The organism is Pantoea sp. S-LA4 (genome assembly GCF_054482835.1).
The window spans coordinates 1261672-1277647 of record NZ_JBTLRC010000002.1; the positions used below are offsets into that span (position 1 = coordinate 1261672).

16 protein-coding genes are annotated in these 15976 nt (G+C 56.3%); 14 read left to right on the top strand and 2 right to left on the bottom strand.

Annotated features, from left to right (window positions below):
- The first annotated feature begins 8 nt into the window (after positions 1–8).
- From fabF to ptsG, 7 genes are all read left to right on the top strand, one after another.
- Positions 9–1250, top strand: coding sequence for a beta-ketoacyl-ACP synthase II (gene fabF, locus ACX3P5_RS06795; protein WP_094120391.1), 1242 nt, complete (start codon positions 9–11; stop codon positions 1248–1250).
- 102 nt (positions 1251–1352) lie between these two features.
- The gene (gene pabC, locus ACX3P5_RS06800; protein WP_458968448.1) at positions 1353–2168 is read left to right on the top strand and encodes an aminodeoxychorismate lyase; all 816 of its coding nucleotides are present in this window, start codon (positions 1353–1355) and stop codon (positions 2166–2168) included.
- Positions 2165–3184 carry an endolytic transglycosylase MltG gene (mltG, locus tag ACX3P5_RS06805; RefSeq protein ID WP_336755001.1) on the top strand — a complete coding sequence of 340 codons (1020 nt, stop codon included), beginning with the start codon at positions 2165–2167 and terminating at the stop codon, positions 3182–3184. Before pabC ends, mltG begins: the two co-directional genes overlap by 4 nt.
- Positions 3174–3809, top strand: coding sequence for a dTMP kinase (tmk, locus tag ACX3P5_RS06810; protein ID WP_458968449.1), 636 nt, complete (start codon positions 3174–3176; stop codon positions 3807–3809). Before mltG ends, tmk begins: the two co-directional genes overlap by 11 nt.
- The gene (holB, locus tag ACX3P5_RS06815; RefSeq protein WP_458968450.1) at positions 3806–4795 is read left to right on the top strand and encodes a DNA polymerase III subunit delta'; all 990 of its coding nucleotides are present in this window, start codon (positions 3806–3808) and stop codon (positions 4793–4795) included. Before tmk ends, holB begins: the two co-directional genes overlap by 4 nt.
- Before the next feature lie 18 nt (positions 4796–4813).
- Positions 4814–5605: a metal-dependent hydrolase gene (locus tag ACX3P5_RS06820; protein WP_233984623.1), complete on the top strand. Its 792-nt coding sequence runs from the start codon at positions 4814–4816 to the stop codon at positions 5603–5605.
- 290 nt (positions 5606–5895) lie between these two features.
- Positions 5896–7329 carry a PTS glucose transporter subunit IIBC gene (gene ptsG, locus ACX3P5_RS06825; RefSeq protein WP_233984622.1) on the top strand — a complete coding sequence of 478 codons (1434 nt, stop codon included), beginning with the start codon at positions 5896–5898 and terminating at the stop codon, positions 7327–7329.
- A gap of 56 nt (positions 7330–7385) precedes the next feature.
- On the opposite strand, the gene bglB is transcribed toward ptsG, so the two are convergent.
- Complete coding sequence (bglB, locus tag ACX3P5_RS06830) at positions 7386–8525, bottom strand: beta-galactosidase BglB (protein WP_233984621.1); 1140 nt, start codon at positions 8523–8525, stop codon at positions 7386–7388.
- Between the two features lie 12 nt (positions 8526–8537).
- The gene (locus ACX3P5_RS06835; protein ID WP_233984620.1) at positions 8538–10127 is read right to left on the bottom strand and encodes an MFS transporter; all 1590 of its coding nucleotides are present in this window, start codon (positions 10125–10127) and stop codon (positions 8538–8540) included.
- A 364-nt stretch (positions 10128–10491) separates the two neighbouring features.
- Here ACX3P5_RS06835 and hinT point away from each other — a divergent pair, with 364 nt between their 5' ends.
- From hinT to ACX3P5_RS06870, 7 genes are all read left to right on the top strand, one after another.
- Positions 10492–10842, top strand: a complete 351-nt coding sequence (hinT, locus tag ACX3P5_RS06840) for a purine nucleoside phosphoramidase (RefSeq protein ID WP_094120399.1) — start codon at positions 10492–10494, stop codon at positions 10840–10842.
- Between the two features lie 20 nt (positions 10843–10862).
- On the top strand, positions 10863–11231 hold the full coding sequence (locus tag ACX3P5_RS06845; RefSeq protein ID WP_336755006.1) for a YcfL family protein: 369 nt from the start codon (positions 10863–10865) through the stop codon (positions 11229–11231).
- Positions 11232–11242: 11 nt separating this feature from the next.
- Positions 11243–11836 (top strand): penicillin-binding protein activator LpoB, encoded by a 594-nt coding sequence (gene lpoB, locus ACX3P5_RS06850; protein WP_233984618.1) that lies wholly within the window; start codon positions 11243–11245, stop codon positions 11834–11836.
- Between the two features lie 16 nt (positions 11837–11852).
- On the top strand, positions 11853–12635 hold the full coding sequence (gene thiK, locus ACX3P5_RS06855) for a thiamine kinase (protein ID WP_409520470.1): 783 nt from the start codon (positions 11853–11855) through the stop codon (positions 12633–12635).
- Positions 12636–12674: 39 nt separating this feature from the next.
- Positions 12675–13715 carry a beta-N-acetylhexosaminidase gene (gene nagZ, locus ACX3P5_RS06860; protein WP_233984617.1) on the top strand — a complete coding sequence of 347 codons (1041 nt, stop codon included), beginning with the start codon at positions 12675–12677 and terminating at the stop codon, positions 13713–13715.
- A 40-nt stretch (positions 13716–13755) separates the two neighbouring features.
- The gene (ycfP, locus tag ACX3P5_RS06865; protein ID WP_233984616.1) at positions 13756–14298 is read left to right on the top strand and encodes an alpha/beta hydrolase YcfP; all 543 of its coding nucleotides are present in this window, start codon (positions 13756–13758) and stop codon (positions 14296–14298) included.
- A 211-nt stretch (positions 14299–14509) separates the two neighbouring features.
- A complete protein-coding gene (locus ACX3P5_RS06870) occupies positions 14510–15814 on the top strand; it encodes an NAD(P)/FAD-dependent oxidoreductase (protein WP_233984615.1) in 1305 nt (434 codons plus the stop codon).
- Positions 15815–15976: the final 162 nt, after the last annotated feature.

The following is a 15976-nucleotide window of genomic DNA, read 5'->3' on the forward strand; positions in this document are numbered from 1 at the left end:
GGACGAACGTGTCTAAGCGTCGTGTAGTTGTGACCGGTCTTGGCATGTTGTCTCCTGTCGGCAATACCGTAGAGTCTACCTGGAGTGCTCTCCTTGCCGGTCAGAGCGGCATTAACCTGATCGACCATTTTGATACCAGTGCGTATGCAACACGTTTTGCAGGTCTGGTAAGAGGTTTTAATTGTGATGACTACATCTCGCGCAAAGATCAGCGCAAGATGGATGACTTCATCCAATACGGCATTGTTGCCGGTATGCAGGCGATGCAGGACAGCGGTCTGGTTGTGACCGACGAAAATGCAGGCCGCATGGGCGCAGCGATTGGTTCCGGCATCGGTGGTTTAGGTCTGATTGAAGATAATCATACTTCACTGGTCAACGGCGGTCCGCGTAAAATCAGCCCGTTTTTTGTGCCTTCAACCATCGTCAACATGGTGGCGGGTCATCTTACCATCATGTATGGCCTGAAAGGTCCCAGCATCTCTATTGCCACTGCCTGTACCTCTGGCGTGCATAACATTGGTCATGCGGCCCGTATCATCGCCTATGACGATGCTGATGTGATGCTGGCAGGTGGCGCTGAAAAAGCCAGTACGCCGTTAGGTGTTGGCGGATTCGGGGCTGCGCGTGCGCTCTCAACCCGTAACGATAACCCGCAGGCAGCCAGCCGCCCATGGGATAAAGATCGTGACGGTTTCGTACTGGGTGACGGTGCCGGTATTGTGGTACTCGAAGAGTACGAACATGCTAAGAAACGCGGCGCAAAAATCTATGCGGAAATCGTCGGCTTTGGTATGAGCAGCGATGCCTATCATATGACGTCGCCGCCGGAAGATGGCTCGGGTGCCGCAGCAGCGATGATCAATGCGCTGCGTGATGCTCAGCTGACGCCAGAGCAGATTGGCTATGTCAACGCGCACGGCACGTCGACGCCAGCGGGTGACAAAGCGGAAACACGGGCAGTGAAATCGGTGTTCGGGGCAGCCGCCAGTACGGTAATGGTGAGCTCAACCAAATCGATGACCGGGCATCTGCTGGGTGCCGCAGGCGCAGTGGAATCGATCTACTCGATTCTGGCGCTGCGTGACCAGGCCGTACCGCCTACCATTAACCTCGACAACCCGGATGAAGGCTGCGATCTCGACTTCGTGCCGCATACCGCGCGTCAGGTTTCCGGCCTGGAGTACACCCTGTGTAACTCCTTTGGCTTCGGTGGTACCAACGGTTCATTGATTTTCCGTAAAGTGTAATCGCTTCAGATTACTGAAAAGGCCCGCGATGCGGGCCTTTTTTTATCCTGATTATCCCTCAGCCAGGGCTGAGGTCAGTCACGGCCGCGACAGGAGAAAACCATGTGGATTAACGGCATCGAACAATCAACGCTGGCGGCCAGCGATCGTGGCTTACAGTTTGGTGATGGCTGCTTTACCACCGCAGCGGTGCAGCACGGCAAAATCCTGTTGCTGGAACGTCATATGCAGCGTCTGCAAGAGAGCTGTGAGCGGCTATTGATCAGCGGGATTGACTGGCTGCAGCTGGAAAATGAGATGCGCCAGGCGGCACAGCAGCAGACGCAGGCGGTGCTGAAAGTGATACTCAGCGCCGGCAGCGGCGGGCGCGGTTACAGCCGGAAAGGGTGTGGTGAACCGACGCGCATCGTCTCTCTGGCGCCCTGGCCGCAACACTATGCGGATCTACAGCAGCTGGGCGTCTCGCTGGCTATCAGCCCGATTCGGCTGGCGCGAAATCCGCAGTTTGCCGGGCTGAAGCATCTCAACCGGCTGGAGCAGGTGATGATCCGCACTCATCTTGACCAGACAGACGCCGACGAAGCGCTGGTGCTTGACACTGAAGGTTGGGTGGTGGAATGCTGTGCGGCCAATTTATTCTGGCGACAGGGCGCGGAGATTTTCACCCCGGACCTGCGCTGGGCGGGCGTCGATGGCATTATGCGGCGGTGTCTGATGGCGCAGCTTGCCGCAGCAGGGCAGGCTTGCCGGATTGTCCAGTGTGAGCCTGACGCGTTGCTGGCTGCCGATGAAATCGTAATATGTAACGCCCTGATGCCGGTTCTGCCGGTACGACAGCTGGAGTCGGTGAACTTTACTGAACGTACGCTGTTTAAGCAGTTGTACGCAAGCTGTAAAAAGATAATGGATGCATCATGAGCCGAAGTAAGAAAATTCTCGCCAGCCTGCTGGCGATAGTGGGTGTCGCGGCTGCCTTGAGTTACTGGCAGATAAAACAGTTCGCGTCCACTCCGTTAACCCTGCACCAGGAAACGATCTATACGCTGCCTGCCGGTACCGGCCGGGTAGCGCTGGAAGCCCAGTTAGAAAGTCAGCATATTATTCCGCACAGCATCTGGTTTGGCGCGTTACTCAAGGTTGAGCCGGAACTGGCGACCTTTAAAGCCGGGACTTACCGCCTGGAGCCGACCATGACGGTGCGTTCGCTGCTACAGCTGCTGGCCAGTGGCAAAGAGGCGCAGTTTCCGTTGCGCTTTGTCGAGGGTCAGCGCCTGACTGAGTGGTTGAGTGAGCTGCGTAAGGCGCCCTATATTCGTCATACGCTGAAGGATGATCAGTTTGCTACGCTTGCCAGTGAGCTGAAGGTCGAACCGCAGCAGCTGGAAGGAAACTTCTTCCCGGACACCTATCTCTATACCGCCAACACCAGCGATCTGTCGATTCTGCAGCGCGCCCACGAGCGGATGAAGAAAACCATCGATCAGGTCTGGCAGGAAAGGGCGGATAACCTGCCCTATAAAACACCACAGGATCTGGTGACGATGGCCTCGATCATTGAAAAAGAGACCGCCGTCAGTGAAGAGCGCGCCCGTGTCGCTTCGGTGTTTATCAACCGGCTGCGTACCGGAATGCGGCTGCAAACCGATCCTACGGTGATTTATGGCATGGGCCAGGCCTACAACGGCACTCTGACGCGTAAAGACCTGGAGACGGCAACCGATTACAATACCTATATCATTAATGGTCTGCCGCCAGGCCCGATTGCGATGCCGGGCAAAGCGTCGCTGCAGGCGGCGGCTCACCCGGAAAAGAGTAATTACCTCTATTTTGTGGCGGATGGAAAGGGCGGCCATACCTTTACCACCAATCTGGCCAGCCATAACCGGGCGGTGCAGGTTTACCGGCAAACGCTGAAGGAAAAAAATGAACAGTAAGTTTATCGTCATTGAGGGCCTGGAAGGCGCTGGTAAAACCACCGCGCGCGAGGCGATTGTCGCCACGCTGCGTGAACGCGGGATTGAAGAGATGGTCTTCACCCGTGAACCCGGTGGAACGCCGCTGGCGGAGCAGCTGCGGGTGCTGGTCAAGCAGGGCATTGAAGGTGAGCAGGTGACCGATAAAGCGGAACTGCTGATGCTCTATGCGGCACGGGTGCAGCTGGTTGAAACGGTGATCAAACCGGCGCTGGCCCGTGGTGCCTGGGTGATTGGCGATCGTCACGATCTCTCTTCACAGGCTTACCAGGGAGGCGGACGCGGGCTCGACAGTGAGCTGATGCGTACCCTGCGCGATGCGGTGCTGGGCGATTTTCGCCCCGATCTGATCCTCTATCTTGATGTCACGCCAGATATCGGTCTGCAACGCGCCCGGGCGCGCGGCGCGCTGGACCGCATTGAGCAGGAATCACTGCGCTTTTTTGAACGTACCCGCGATCGTTATCTGGCGCTGGCGGCAGAAGATCCTGCCATTCTGACCATCGACGCTACCCAGTCGCTGCAGCAAGTGACAGCGTCACTTCAGGCCGCTCTCAAGGGCTGGCTGGCGGAGCAGGCGGGATGAACTGGTATCCGTGGCTGAATCAGCCCTACCGCCAGCTGATTGCTCAGCACCAGGAGGGTCGCGGTCACCATGCGCTGTTAATTCAGGCGATGGCCGGGATGGGCGATGAAGCGCTGGTATGGGGCGTAAGCCGCTGGCTGATGTGCCAGCAGCCTGACGGACTGAAAAGTTGTGGTCAGTGCCACGGTTGTCAGCTGATGCAGGCTAACACCCATCCGGACTGGTATCGGCTGGAAGCGGAGAAAGGTAAAAATACTCTGGGCATCGATGCGGTGCGTCAGGTCACGGAAAAAATGTACCATTTTGGTCAGCAGGGCGGTGCCAAGGTTGTCTGGCTGCCCGATGCGGCTCAGCTCTCAGAAGCAGCCGCCAATGCTCTGCTGAAAACGCTGGAAGAGCCGCCAGCCAATAGCTGGTTCTTTCTCAGCAGCCGCGATCCTTCGCGCCTGCTGGCGACGCTGCGCAGCCGCTGCATGACGCTGCATCTGTCGCCACCGGACGAAGGGCAGAGCCTGCACTGGCTGAAAAAGCAGTCAGATCAGGATGAAACGATGCTGGTGGCGGCGCTGCGACTCAGTGCCGGTGCGCCTGAAGCAGCACTGAATCTGCTGGCAGCAGGCCCGTGGCAGGCGCGGCAGAAACTGTGCGATGCGCTGCCCGCGGCACTGCAACAGGATATTCTGCAGCTGTTGCCGGTGCTCAACGCCGATGACGCGGCGGTACGCATTGGCTGGCTGCTCTCCCTGCTGCTGGATGCGATGAAGTGGCAGCAGAATGCGGGTCAGTGGCTCAGTAACGTTGACCGTCAGGACGTGGTGCTGCTGCTGGCCGAACACTTTAGCCCTACGGCGCTTAACAGCAGCGCGCAGGGCTGGATGCGCTGTCGTGAGCAGTTACTGCACGTGGCGGCGGTTAACCGCGAATTATTGCTGACCGACCAGCTGCTGAGCTGGGCTGATAACATGAAGCCAGCGCTGATCGGCTAACCCTTTTTGAGAGTAACTATGTTTATTGTTGATTCCCATTGCCATCTCGATGGCCTGGATTATGAGAAAAACCATCACGACCTGGACGATGTGATCGCCAAAGCGGCGGCGCGCGATGTGAAATTTATGCTGGCGATCGCCACCACGCTGCCCGGATTTCATACTCTGAAAGCGCTGGTTGGCGACCGGTCGAATATTGCGCTCTCCTGTGGTGTTCATCCACTTAATCAGGAAGAGGCTTATGACGTCGAGGAGTTTCGCCGTCTGGCCGCCGATCCACAGGTAGTGGCGCTGGGCGAAACCGGTCTGGATTATTACTACCAGCAGGAGACCAAAGCGCAACAGCAGGCGTCTTTCCGCGAGCATATCCGCACCGGCATTGCCCTGAATAAACCGATCATTGTGCATACCCGGGATGCGCGTGAAGACACGCTGGCCATCCTGCGTGAAGAGCAGGTTGAACGTTGCGGCGGTGTTCTGCACTGCTTCACTGAGGATCAGCCTACCGCTGCTAAACTGCTGGATATGGGTTTCTACATTTCTTTTTCCGGCATCGTCACCTTCCGTAATGCGGAGCAGTTGCGTGAGGCGGCCCGCTATGTGCCGCTGGATCGGATGCTGGTTGAAACCGATTCGCCTTATCTGGCGCCGGTCCCTTACCGTGGCAAAGAGAATCAGCCCGCCTATACTCGTGATGTGGCAGATTACCTGGCGGTGCTAAAAGGCGTGGATATCGACACGCTGGCGGCCACCACAACCCGTAACTTTTCTGAGCTGTTCCATATCCCGATGAGTCGGCTGGGCGCCTGAGTCCGCGGTTTATTTCAGACTCTGTAATTAATCTGTAATCTGCGCATATGGCCTTGTTTTCCTGACAAGGCCAGCGTTTTATTGCTGATAATTCGTGCGGGTCAGTAAGATATTTCGTAAAGTGCACGGCTGCGATTGTCGAAACGTGATAACCGTCAAAGTAACAAACAGCGATTTATTTTACCCTTCGTAATAAATCAAAAGGCGGATACCGCCAACCGGTAAAGAATCCTCCCTCTTTACCACGCGCACTGCGCGAAATATGCACTCATACTCAGGAGCTTCACGCTATGTTCAAAAATGCTTTTGCCAACCTGCAAAAGGTCGGTAAATCGCTCATGCTACCGGTATCGGTTCTGCCGATTGCCGGGATTTTGTTAGGTGTCGGTTCGGCCAACTTCAGCTGGTTGCCTGCAGTGGTTTCGCATGTGATGGCAGAAGCGGGCGGATCGGTGTTTGCCAATATGCCGCTGATTTTCGCCATCGGTGTGGCGCTGGGCTTTACCAATAACGACGGTGTATCGGCGCTGGCTGCCGTGGTTGCATACGGCATCATGGTGAAAACCATGGCGGTTGTCGCACCGCTGGTGCTGCATCTGCCTGCGGCAGAAATTGAGGCGAAACACCTGGCGGATACCGGGGTACTGGGCGGAATTATCGCCGGTTCCATCGCCGCGTACATGTTTAATCGCTTTTACCGCATCAAGCTACCAGAATATCTGGGCTTCTTTGCCGGTAAGCGTTTTGTGCCGATTATTTCCGGACTGGCAGCTATCATTCTCGGCGTGCTGCTCTCCTTTATCTGGCCACCGATAGGTTCCGCGATTCAGGAATTCTCGCAGTGGGCTGCCTATCAAAACCCGGTTGTCGCCTTTGGTATTTATGGCGTAATTGAACGCGCGTTGGTGCCATTTGGTCTGCATCACATCTGGAACGTTCCTTTCCAGATGCAGATCGGTGAATACACCAATGCGGCCGGTCAGGTGTTCCACGGCGATATCCCACGTTACATGGCAGGTGACCCGACCGCAGGCAAACTCTCCGGTGGCTTCCTGTTCAAAATGTATGGTCTGCCAGCCGCAGCGATTGCTATCTGGCACTCCGCGAAGCCTGAAAACCGTGCCAAAGTGGGCGGTATCATGATCTCCGCTGCGCTGACTGCGTTCCTGACCGGTATCACCGAACCGATTGAATTTTCATTCATGTTCGTTGCGCCGATTCTGTACGTAATCCATGCGCTGCTGGCTGGTCTGGCTTTCCCAATCTGTATTCTGCTCGGAATGCGTGACGGTACCAGCTTCTCGCACGGTCTGATCGACTTTATCGTACTGAGCGGTAACAGCAGCAAAATCTGGCTGTTCCCGATTATCGGTATCATCTACGGTCTGATTTACTACACCATCTTCCGCGTGCTGATCGCTAAACTGGACCTGAAAACCCCAGGCCGTGAAGAGACCAGCACCGAGCAGTCCACGGCGACCGGCACCGAAATGGCGGGCAAACTGGTTGCAGCATTTGGTGGTAAAGAGAACATCACTAACCTTGATGCCTGTATCACCCGCTTACGTGTCAGCGTGGCTGACGTGGCGAAAGTGGACCAGACCGAACTGAAAAACCTTGGCGCGCGTGGCGTCGTGGTTGCCGGTTCAGGCGTTCAGGCGATTTTCGGTACCAAGTCCGATAACCTGAAAACCGATATGGATGATTACATCCGCAGCATGTAATGGTTGCTGAGTAACAAAAAAGCCCCGCTGAGCGGGGCTTTTTTTATGGCCAGGGTTTACAGGTAAACGCGCAGATACTCGGTCAGGCAGAGCAGCGCCATCGCCTGGCCATAGGGCATCGAGGTCAGCGGCACGTTGCGATAGTAGTCCAGATCGCTGCCCATCGCGGTACCAAACGATACCTGCTTCAGTTCGCCGTCGTCATCGATGTTGGCAATCACACCACGCAGCGCCTTTTCCGCCATCTCACGGTATTCCGCTGGCAGATAACGCTTGCGTACCGCTTTCAGAATGCCATAGGCAAAACCCGCGGTGGCCGAGGCTTCCGGATAGCTCTGTGGGTCGTCAAGCAGGGTATGCCAGAGGCCGCTGCTGTGCTGACACGCCTGCAGGGCCTTCACCTGAGAGGCCAGCACCTGCTGCAGGAAGCGGCGGGTTGCATGATGCTCAGGCCAGTTCATCATCTCCAGAAAATCAGGAATAACGATGGTCAGCCAGCTATTACCGCGCGCCCAGCGTGCGTTGGCAAAATTATGGCGACCATCAAAGTTCCAGCCGTGGAACCACAGACCCGTTTCCCGATCCATCAGGTACTGGGTATGCAGCAGGAACTGGTAACTGGCTTCTTCGACCCACTCGTCACGTTTCAGCAACTGGCCGATTTTTGCCAGCGCCATCACGCTCATCATCAGCGTGTCGTCCCACAGTTGCTGGGTGTTTTCATTGTTATACACGATGTGTTGCAGGCCGCCCTGTTCGGTACGCGGCATTTCGTACATCACCCATTCTGCCCAGCGCTCCAGCACCGGCAGCCATGCGGCGTTGCCAGTCTCTTCGTAGCGGTAAGCCAGGGTGAGAAACGGGCAAACGGTATTCACATTTTTGGTTGGCGTTCCCTCCGCCAGCCGCTCAGCAAACCAGTCATCAATGATCGCCAGCGTCTGCTGGTCACCGGTTTGCTGATAGTAGTGCAGCATGCCATACAGGCCGATGCCGTGTGTCCATTCCCAACCCGCCCAGCCTTTGGTATCAATCACCCGGCCATCGTCCAGCCGCAACAGAAACTCGCCGGTTTCATCGGTGATATTGACCAGATTTTGTGTCAGCTTTTGAATCAGCTGTACCAGTTCGCTGCGTGGCAGCAGATGTTCAGGTTGGCACAATAACGCGCTGTGTTTAACGGGAAATACAGTCATGGTTTATTCCTGTCACTTTAAGGTCGGATTTATAGATGAGAGTAAAGGGGACTGCGACGCTAACTTTGGCGCAGCAGGCTTCATGCGATTCAGGAAGCCAATGTTGTTGTTGCCCCACAGATTTTCATAGGGCATGCCCGCCAGCGTTTCGACAATCTGTCGCGCTTCGGGAGTGATTTTTTCCGGCACGATACGTCCCGCTTCCCGCATCTTCAGCGTCTCTTCACGCAGCACGGTGTGGGTCTGCAGATTCAGCTTGAAGCGCAGTGATACCAGGAAGCCGCAGGTGAGGACTGCCACCGTGCCCAGGCTGAGGATCGCCAGAATCGTGTGGCTGACGCCCGGCACCTGAGTCGCCTGGCCGGAGACAAAGCCTGACAGCTGCAGCACGATGCCAACCAGCATCACCGCCCCGGCCTGCGACGCCTTGCGGGTTAAGGTCATGATACCGGCGAAAATACCTTCACGACGCTGGCCGGTGATCACCTCATCAACATCGGCGATGTAGGTATAGGTGTTCCACGGCACATAGTTAATGCCGCCGCGTCCCAGACCAGCCACTGCGGAAATCAGTAACAGTAGCGCGAGGTTATCGTTCATTCCGGCATACCACAGCAGGGCATATGAGAGTGCCGCCAGCCCGAACAGCACCGCCACCAGACGATAGGCGGGCGCTGGCCCCATGCGGATACAGAGCGGAATCATCCCCATCACCGCGATAAACTGTAATACCGCCATGGTGCCCATCAGATTCGAGGCAACCTGGGCGCTCTGCATCAGGACAAACACCACATACCAGGTAAAGACGGCGTTAAACACGTCCTGCGCGATATAACCGCCAAGATACATGCCAAGGTGCTGGCGGAAGATACGAATGCGTAAGGTTGAGGTCAGTTCGACATGCAGCCGCTTGAGGTTCTGCATCAGCGTCAGCTGCTGTTTTTCCTGCTCAGCACGACGTGACTCGGCAGAAAAATCATCCGGATGCCGCTCCCAGGTAAAGAACCACACCAGCGTCAGCACCAGGGCGCAGATGATGGAGAAAACCAGGCTGGCATAGAAAAAGGAGTGCGGATTGTCTTTGCCGAGCGCGCCCAGCAGGATACCGGGTAAAAACGCTGCCAGAATAGCGGAAAGCTGGGCCAGGCCGATGCGGGCACCCGAGAAGCGGGTTTTCTGTTTGAAATCGTCGGTCATCTCAGGAACCAGCGTTTCATAAGGCACCAGAATCATGGTGTAGACCATATCGAACAGCAGATAGGTGCAGAGATACCACCAGAAATTCATGTCACTGATCCACATCAGGCTATAACTGAAGACGCAGGGTATGCCTAACAGGATAAAGAATTTGCGCCGGCCAAAGCGCTTGCCCAGCCAGGTCGAGCCGAAGTTATCGGTCAGGAAGCCCATTAGCGGGCTGACGACGGCATCCAGTACGCGGGCAGCAGCAAAGATCAGGGTCGCCTCAATCGGCGTCAGCCCACAAAAGGTGGTGTAGAAATAGAGCAGCCAGGCGGCGGTCAGCGCCGTAGTACCTGCTCCCAGAAAATCCCCGGAACCGTAAGCCAGATAATGGCCAAGACCAATCTTACGTGAGCGCATGGTGAGTGCTCCTTGATGGTGAATGTCGGTAAATCCCTCATGACGACGCCGGGCTTTTCACCCGGACTGGTAAGCAAAGTAGAACTGCAACGACGGCTTAACCTTCGTGATTTGGCAAACGTCCGGGGTGAAGTGGCAATCATACAAAGAAAAGGGCGGCTAAAATCTAATTTATAAAACGGCGTTTCATTTTTGTGCTGTAGCGCGCATCAATATGCACGATCCGGAGCGAGGTTTAACCGGGGCTGAGAAGTGAGGCTGTAAAGAGAGGCGAACAATGTAAGAAAAGTGGACCTGAGGTTGAAAGAAAACAAATTTCTCCCGCATACTGCTTGATTACGACTCAGGCTCAAGGAATTGCACCATGGCTGAAGAAACCATTTTTAGTAAAATTATCCGCCGCGAAATCCCCGCTGATGTGGTTTATCAGGATGAACTGGTCACCGCGTTCCGCGATATCTCGCCAAAAGCGCCAACCCATATTTTGATCGTGCCGAATGTGCTGATCCCAACGGTGAATGAGGTTGAAGCGGCGCATGAACATGCGCTGGGCCGCATGTTTACCACTGCCGCGAAGATTGCCCGTCAGGAAGGGATCGATCAGGATGGCTATCGTTTGATTGTGAACTGCAACAAACATGGTGGTCAGGAGGTGTATCACATCCATATGCATCTGCTGGGCGGCGAGCCGCTTGGCCCGATGTTGTCAAACTGAACCTCTAACGGAAACGTGCTATGCGATCCTGGCTGATTGGCCTGCCGTTCCTGCTCAGCCTGGCCGGCTGCAGCAGTGATAAACCGATGATCAACACCTCGCAGTCACTGGTGATGGAGTCGTCTGTCTTATCCGCGGGCATCATCACCGATGAACCGACGCTGGATGAGCACGATGGACAGAAGCGTGCCGCCAGCGTGCTCTATAATCAACGCGAAACGCCGGTGATTGTGCACTATCGTTATTACTGGTACGACGACAAGGGGCTGGAAATCACCCCGCAGGAACCGGCACAAACCGTCAGCGTTCCGGCACAGGGGAGCATTGTCGTGATGTCGCAACTGGGTAACCTGAGCGCCAGCAAGGTTCGCCTTTATCTCTATCTTTAAGGATTGTTTACGTGATACGCAGTGTTAATCGTACTGGAGCGCTTCTGATGGCGCTCATTCTGACCGGTTGTGTGGTGAAACAGCAGCAGCCAGCGCCGGTCGAACCGACACAGCCGACTGAACCGGTGCAGCCGGTGCCGCAACCTGAGCCGGTACCGCAACCGCAGCCGATTCCTCAGCCGCCGAAGCTGAAAACCATTAACTGGGATGCCAGCGTTCAGCCATTAGTGGCGCAGATGCTCAGCGCCGCCAGCGCCGAGCCGGGCAGCGTTCTGCTGGTGGACCGGATTAAAAACAGCACTAATGGCGCGCTGCAAAGCGAGAAAGCGACCGCCGCGATTCAGAACGCCCTGAACAACAATGGCAAGTTCACGCTGGTCTCCACTGAACAACTGAATCAGGCCAAGCAAACGCTGGGTTTATCGCCGGATGACAGCCTCAATTCGCGCAGTAAAGCCATCGGTCTGGCGCGCAACGTTAATGCCCAGTATGTGCTCTACAGCAACGCGCAGGGCGATGTGAAAGCGCCGACGCTGCAGATGCAGCTGATGCTGGTGCAGACCGGCGAGATCATCTGGTCCGGTAACGGCGTTGCACAGAATTAATCCGGCTTTCCAGCGGATTATTCAGCAGGCCATCGGTGAGACCGCGTCAATGACCGTCACGCCGCTGGCCGGCCTGACCGGCCAGAGCCAGAAAATTGTCACGCCGCGCGGGACTTTTATCGCGCGGCCCGCACCGCAACCCGCTATTCCGTTTGTCGATCGGCAGCGTGAGTTTCGTCTGTTAAGCAAACTGCAGCCGGCTGGCCTGGCGGCACCACCGATCGCGGGCAACCGTCACGGCGTGCTGCTGACATGGTCGGCTGGAGAACCGCTCGACAGCGCGGCGTTCAGTCAGCAACGTCCGGCAGTTGTCGCACTGCTGCGACAGCTGCATCAGCAGCCGCTGACCGGCTATCGCCTGCTGCTGCGGCCGCTGCTGTGGCACTACTGGCAGGCGTGTCAGCAGCGACATCACCGCTGGCTGGCCGCGCTGCAGAGCCTCACCCGGCAGGGCGAGCCCCGACCGCTGAGGCTGGCACCGCTGCATATGGATGTCCACGGCGGCAATCTGATCCAGGATGCCCGGCAGCTGCGTTTAATCGACTGGGAATATGCGGCGGATGGCGATGTGGCACTGGAACTGGCTGCGGTCTGCGCGGCCGATCCGCAGCATCAGGCTGACTGGCTGAGAGAGTACGCTGACGCGGCACGACTGCCGTTGAGCACGCTTCAGCGGCAGGTGGCATGCTGGCAACCGTGGCTGCGGCTATTGATGGCCAGCTGGTATCAGCTGCGCGCCGAGCAAAGTGGCGATGAAACTTTGCAACAGATGGCTCGACAGAGCTGGGAACAGATTTAACGGCGTTGCGCAGCGACGCAATGCGACAGGATTCAGGTTATGACATCACATTTACCCGGCCCATTGATGCTCGACGTCGAAGGCTATGAGCTGGACGGCGAAGAGCGCGAAATTTTGCAGCATCCGCTGGTTGGCGGGCTGATACTGTTTGCCCGTAATTATCACGATCCGGCGCAGCTGGCGGAGTTGGTGCGGCAGATCCGCGCGGCATCGCACACCCGGCTGGTGGTGGCAGTGGATCAGGAGGGCGGACGGGTCCAGCGTTTCCGGGACGGCTTCACCCAGTTGCCGGCAATGCAGTCGTTTGCCGCGCTCCACGATCAAACGACCGCAGGCGAGCTGGCGCAACAGGCGGGATGGCAGATGGCCGCCGAGATGATCGCGATGGATATCGACATCAGCTTCGCACCGGTGCTCGACATCGGCCACATCAGCGCAGCGATCGGCGACCGGTCGTTTCATGCCGATCCGGCGATTGCGCTGGCGGTCGCCCGCCGCTTTATTGCCGGAATGCACGAAGCCGGCATGAAAACCACCGGGAAACATTTCCCCGGCCACGGGGCAGTCAGCGCCGATTCACACAAAGAGACGCCACGCGATCCGCGCGATGAAGCCACGCTGCGCGAGCATGATATGGCGATCTTCAGCACGCTGATCGAAGAACAGGCGCTGGACGCCATTATGCCGGCGCACGTGATCTACACTGACATCGATCCGCTACCCGCCAGCGGTTCGCCTTACTGGCTCAAAACGGTGTTACGCCAGCAGCTGGGCTTTAACGGCGTCATCTTCTCCGACGATCTTTCGATGGAAGGGGCTGCCGTGATGGGGAGCTATCCGGAGCGTGCGCAACAATCGCTTGCTGCCGGCTGTGACATGATTCTGGTCTGCAATCAGCGTCAGGGGGCTATCAGTGTGTTAGATAACCTGACCTTGATCGGGGCAGAGCGGGTCACGCAGTTGTATCATCGAGGCACTTTTACCCGCGACAGCCTGCAGGCAAGCCGTCGCTGGAAAAGCAATGCGCAGCAACTGAGTTCACTTCAGGAACGCTGGCTGGCTTATAAAGCGTCGCGGTAAGCAGTGACTGCCCGGCGCTATCTCTACCTTGAGGATTATCATGATCATCTATCTGCACGGTTTTGATTCCACCAGTCCGGGTAATCACGAAAAGGTGCTGCAACTGCAGTTTATCGATCCTGACGTCAGATTGATCAGTTACAGCACCCGTCATCCCAAACATGACATGCAGTTTCTGCTGAAAGAGACCGATAAAATGCTGAGCCTGAGCGACGACGATCGGCCGCTGATTTGTGGCGTAGGGCTGGGCGGTTACTGGTCAGAGCGCATCGGGTTTTTGTGCGGCATCCGCCAGGCGATTTTTAATCCTAACCTCTATCCGTTTGAGAACATGGAAGGAAAAATTGACCGCCCGGAGGAGTATCAGGATATCGCGACCAAATGCGTCAGCGATTTTCGCGAACGCAATCGTGACCGCTGCCTGACCTTTCTTTCGCGACAGGATGAGGCACTCGACAGCCAGCGCATCGCCGATCAACTCCATCCTTTTTATGAAATTGTCTGGGACGAGTCCGAAGGGCACAAATTCAAAAATATCTCCCCACATCTTCAGCGGATAAAAGCTTTCAAAACATTGGGTTAAGCAAAAGGGCACCGCGAGGTGCCTGTTTTCGCTGCGTAATTTTCTGAGTTTTATCTGCCTGCTTTGATGTATATCAATTTTCTTATGTTCTCCTGTCTGCGCCATGCTATTCTGCCCTCAGATTGCGATTTTAACTTCGCCAACCCTATGTTTATTAAGGTTTAATTTAACCATTGATTAACTTTTGGTTCACAATTTGAGGGGGTCCTTGTTGACTACGTCTGTTAAGAAAATTGTTATCGTTGGAGGGGGCGCTGGCGGCCTGGAAATGGCGACGCAGCTGGGTCATAAACTCGGTCGTAAAAAGAAAGCCGAAATCATTCTGGTAGATCGTAACCACAGCCACCTGTGGAAACCGCTGCTGCATGAAGTGGCTACCGGCTCAATGGATGAAGGGATTGATGCGTTAAGCTATCTGGCGCACGCCCGCAACCACGGATTTGAATTTCAGCTTGGCTCGCTGACCGATATCGATCGCACCCGCAAAGTGATCCAGCTGGCAGAAGTGCTGGATGCCAACGGCGAGGTGCTGGTGCCACAACGCGAGGTGGCGTATGACCAGCTGGTGATGGCGCTGGGCAGCACGTCCAATGACTTCGGCACCCCCGGCGTCAAAGATCACTGCATTTTCCTCGACAACCCGCATCAGGCGCGCCGTTTTCACAATGAAATGCTCAATCTGTTCCTGAAGTTCTCGGCCAGCGAAGGCAAAGTGGAGAAGGTAAACATCGCAATTGTCGGCGGCGGCGCAACCGGCGTCGAGCTGTCGGCGGAACTGCACAATGCGGTAAAACAGCTGCACAGTTATGGCTTTAAAGGACTGGGACGCGAAGCGCTGAACGTCACGCTGGTTGAGGCGGGCGAGCGCATTCTGCCCGCGCTACCGCCGCGCATCTCAGCGGCCGCCCATCAGGAGCTGACCAAGCTGGGCGTGCGGGTGTTGACGCAGACCATGGTGACCAGCGCCGAGCGCCACGGCCTGAATACTAAAAACGGTGAGTTTATTGAGGCTGACCTGATGGTATGGGCCGCCGGCATCAAAGCCCCTGACTTTCTGAAAGAGATTGGCGGGCTGGAGACCAACCGTATCAATCAGCTGGTGGTGAAAGAGACGCTGCAAACCACGCTGGATGAAGACATCTATGCGATTGGCGATTGCGCCTCCTGCGCCTTGCCAGGTGGCGGCTTTGTTCCACCGCGTGCGCAATCGGCACACCAGATGGCATCACGCGCCATGGAAAATATTCTGGCGCAGCGTCAGGGTAAGCCCCTGAAAGCCTACGTCTATAAAGATCACGGCTCGCTGGTCTCACTGTCACGCTTCAGTACCGTCGGCAGCCTGATGGGTAACCTGATGCGCGGATCGATGATGGTTGAAGGGCGCATTGCGCGCTTTGTGTACATCTCGCTCTACCGTATGCACCAGATTGCACTGCATGGCTATTTCAAAACCGGGCTGATGATGCTGGTCGGCAGTATCAATAGGGTAATCCGCCCGCGGCTCAAGCTGCACTAACCCCCACGCCTGACGCGATAGCGATCGCGGCTGGCTGCTGTTGTTATCAGGCCTCCTCATTCGTGAGGAGGCTTTTTTTTACCCAAAAAAGGGAGGGCAGGCCTTTCAGACGGATGATGGATCAGGGTAGCCGCTTTAACACCCGCGCCGAAAATTCTGCTT

What these genes read in the sequence shown, in the direction of transcription:
- mltG (WP_336755001.1), top strand. Translation starts at nt 2,165, where the DNA reads ATGAGCCGAAGTAAGAAAATTCTCGCCAGCCTGCTGGCGATAGTGGGT.
- holB (WP_458968450.1), top strand. Translation starts at nt 3,806, where the DNA reads ATGAACTGGTATCCGTGGCTGAATCAGCCCTACCGCCAGCTGATTGCT.
- ACX3P5_RS06820 (WP_233984623.1), top strand. Translation starts at nt 4,814, where the DNA reads ATGTTTATTGTTGATTCCCATTGCCATCTCGATGGCCTGGATTATGAG.
- ACX3P5_RS06835 (WP_233984620.1), bottom strand. Translation starts at nt 10,127, where the DNA reads ATGCGCTCACGTAAGATTGGTCTTGGCCATTATCTGGCTTACGGTTCC.
- ptsG (WP_233984622.1), top strand. Translation starts at nt 5,896, where the DNA reads ATGTTCAAAAATGCTTTTGCCAACCTGCAAAAGGTCGGTAAATCGCTC.
- ACX3P5_RS06845 (WP_336755006.1), top strand. Translation starts at nt 10,863, where the DNA reads ATGCGATCCTGGCTGATTGGCCTGCCGTTCCTGCTCAGCCTGGCCGGC.
- nagZ (WP_233984617.1), top strand. Translation starts at nt 12,675, where the DNA reads ATGACATCACATTTACCCGGCCCATTGATGCTCGACGTCGAAGGCTAT.
- tmk (WP_458968449.1), top strand. Translation starts at nt 3,174, where the DNA reads ATGAACAGTAAGTTTATCGTCATTGAGGGCCTGGAAGGCGCTGGTAAA.
- pabC (WP_458968448.1), top strand. Translation starts at nt 1,353, where the DNA reads ATGTGGATTAACGGCATCGAACAATCAACGCTGGCGGCCAGCGATCGT.
- ycfP (WP_233984616.1), top strand. Translation starts at nt 13,756, where the DNA reads ATGATCATCTATCTGCACGGTTTTGATTCCACCAGTCCGGGTAATCAC.
- hinT (WP_094120399.1), top strand. Translation starts at nt 10,492, where the DNA reads ATGGCTGAAGAAACCATTTTTAGTAAAATTATCCGCCGCGAAATCCCC.
- bglB (WP_233984621.1), bottom strand. Translation starts at nt 8,525, where the DNA reads ATGACTGTATTTCCCGTTAAACACAGCGCGTTATTGTGCCAACCTGAA.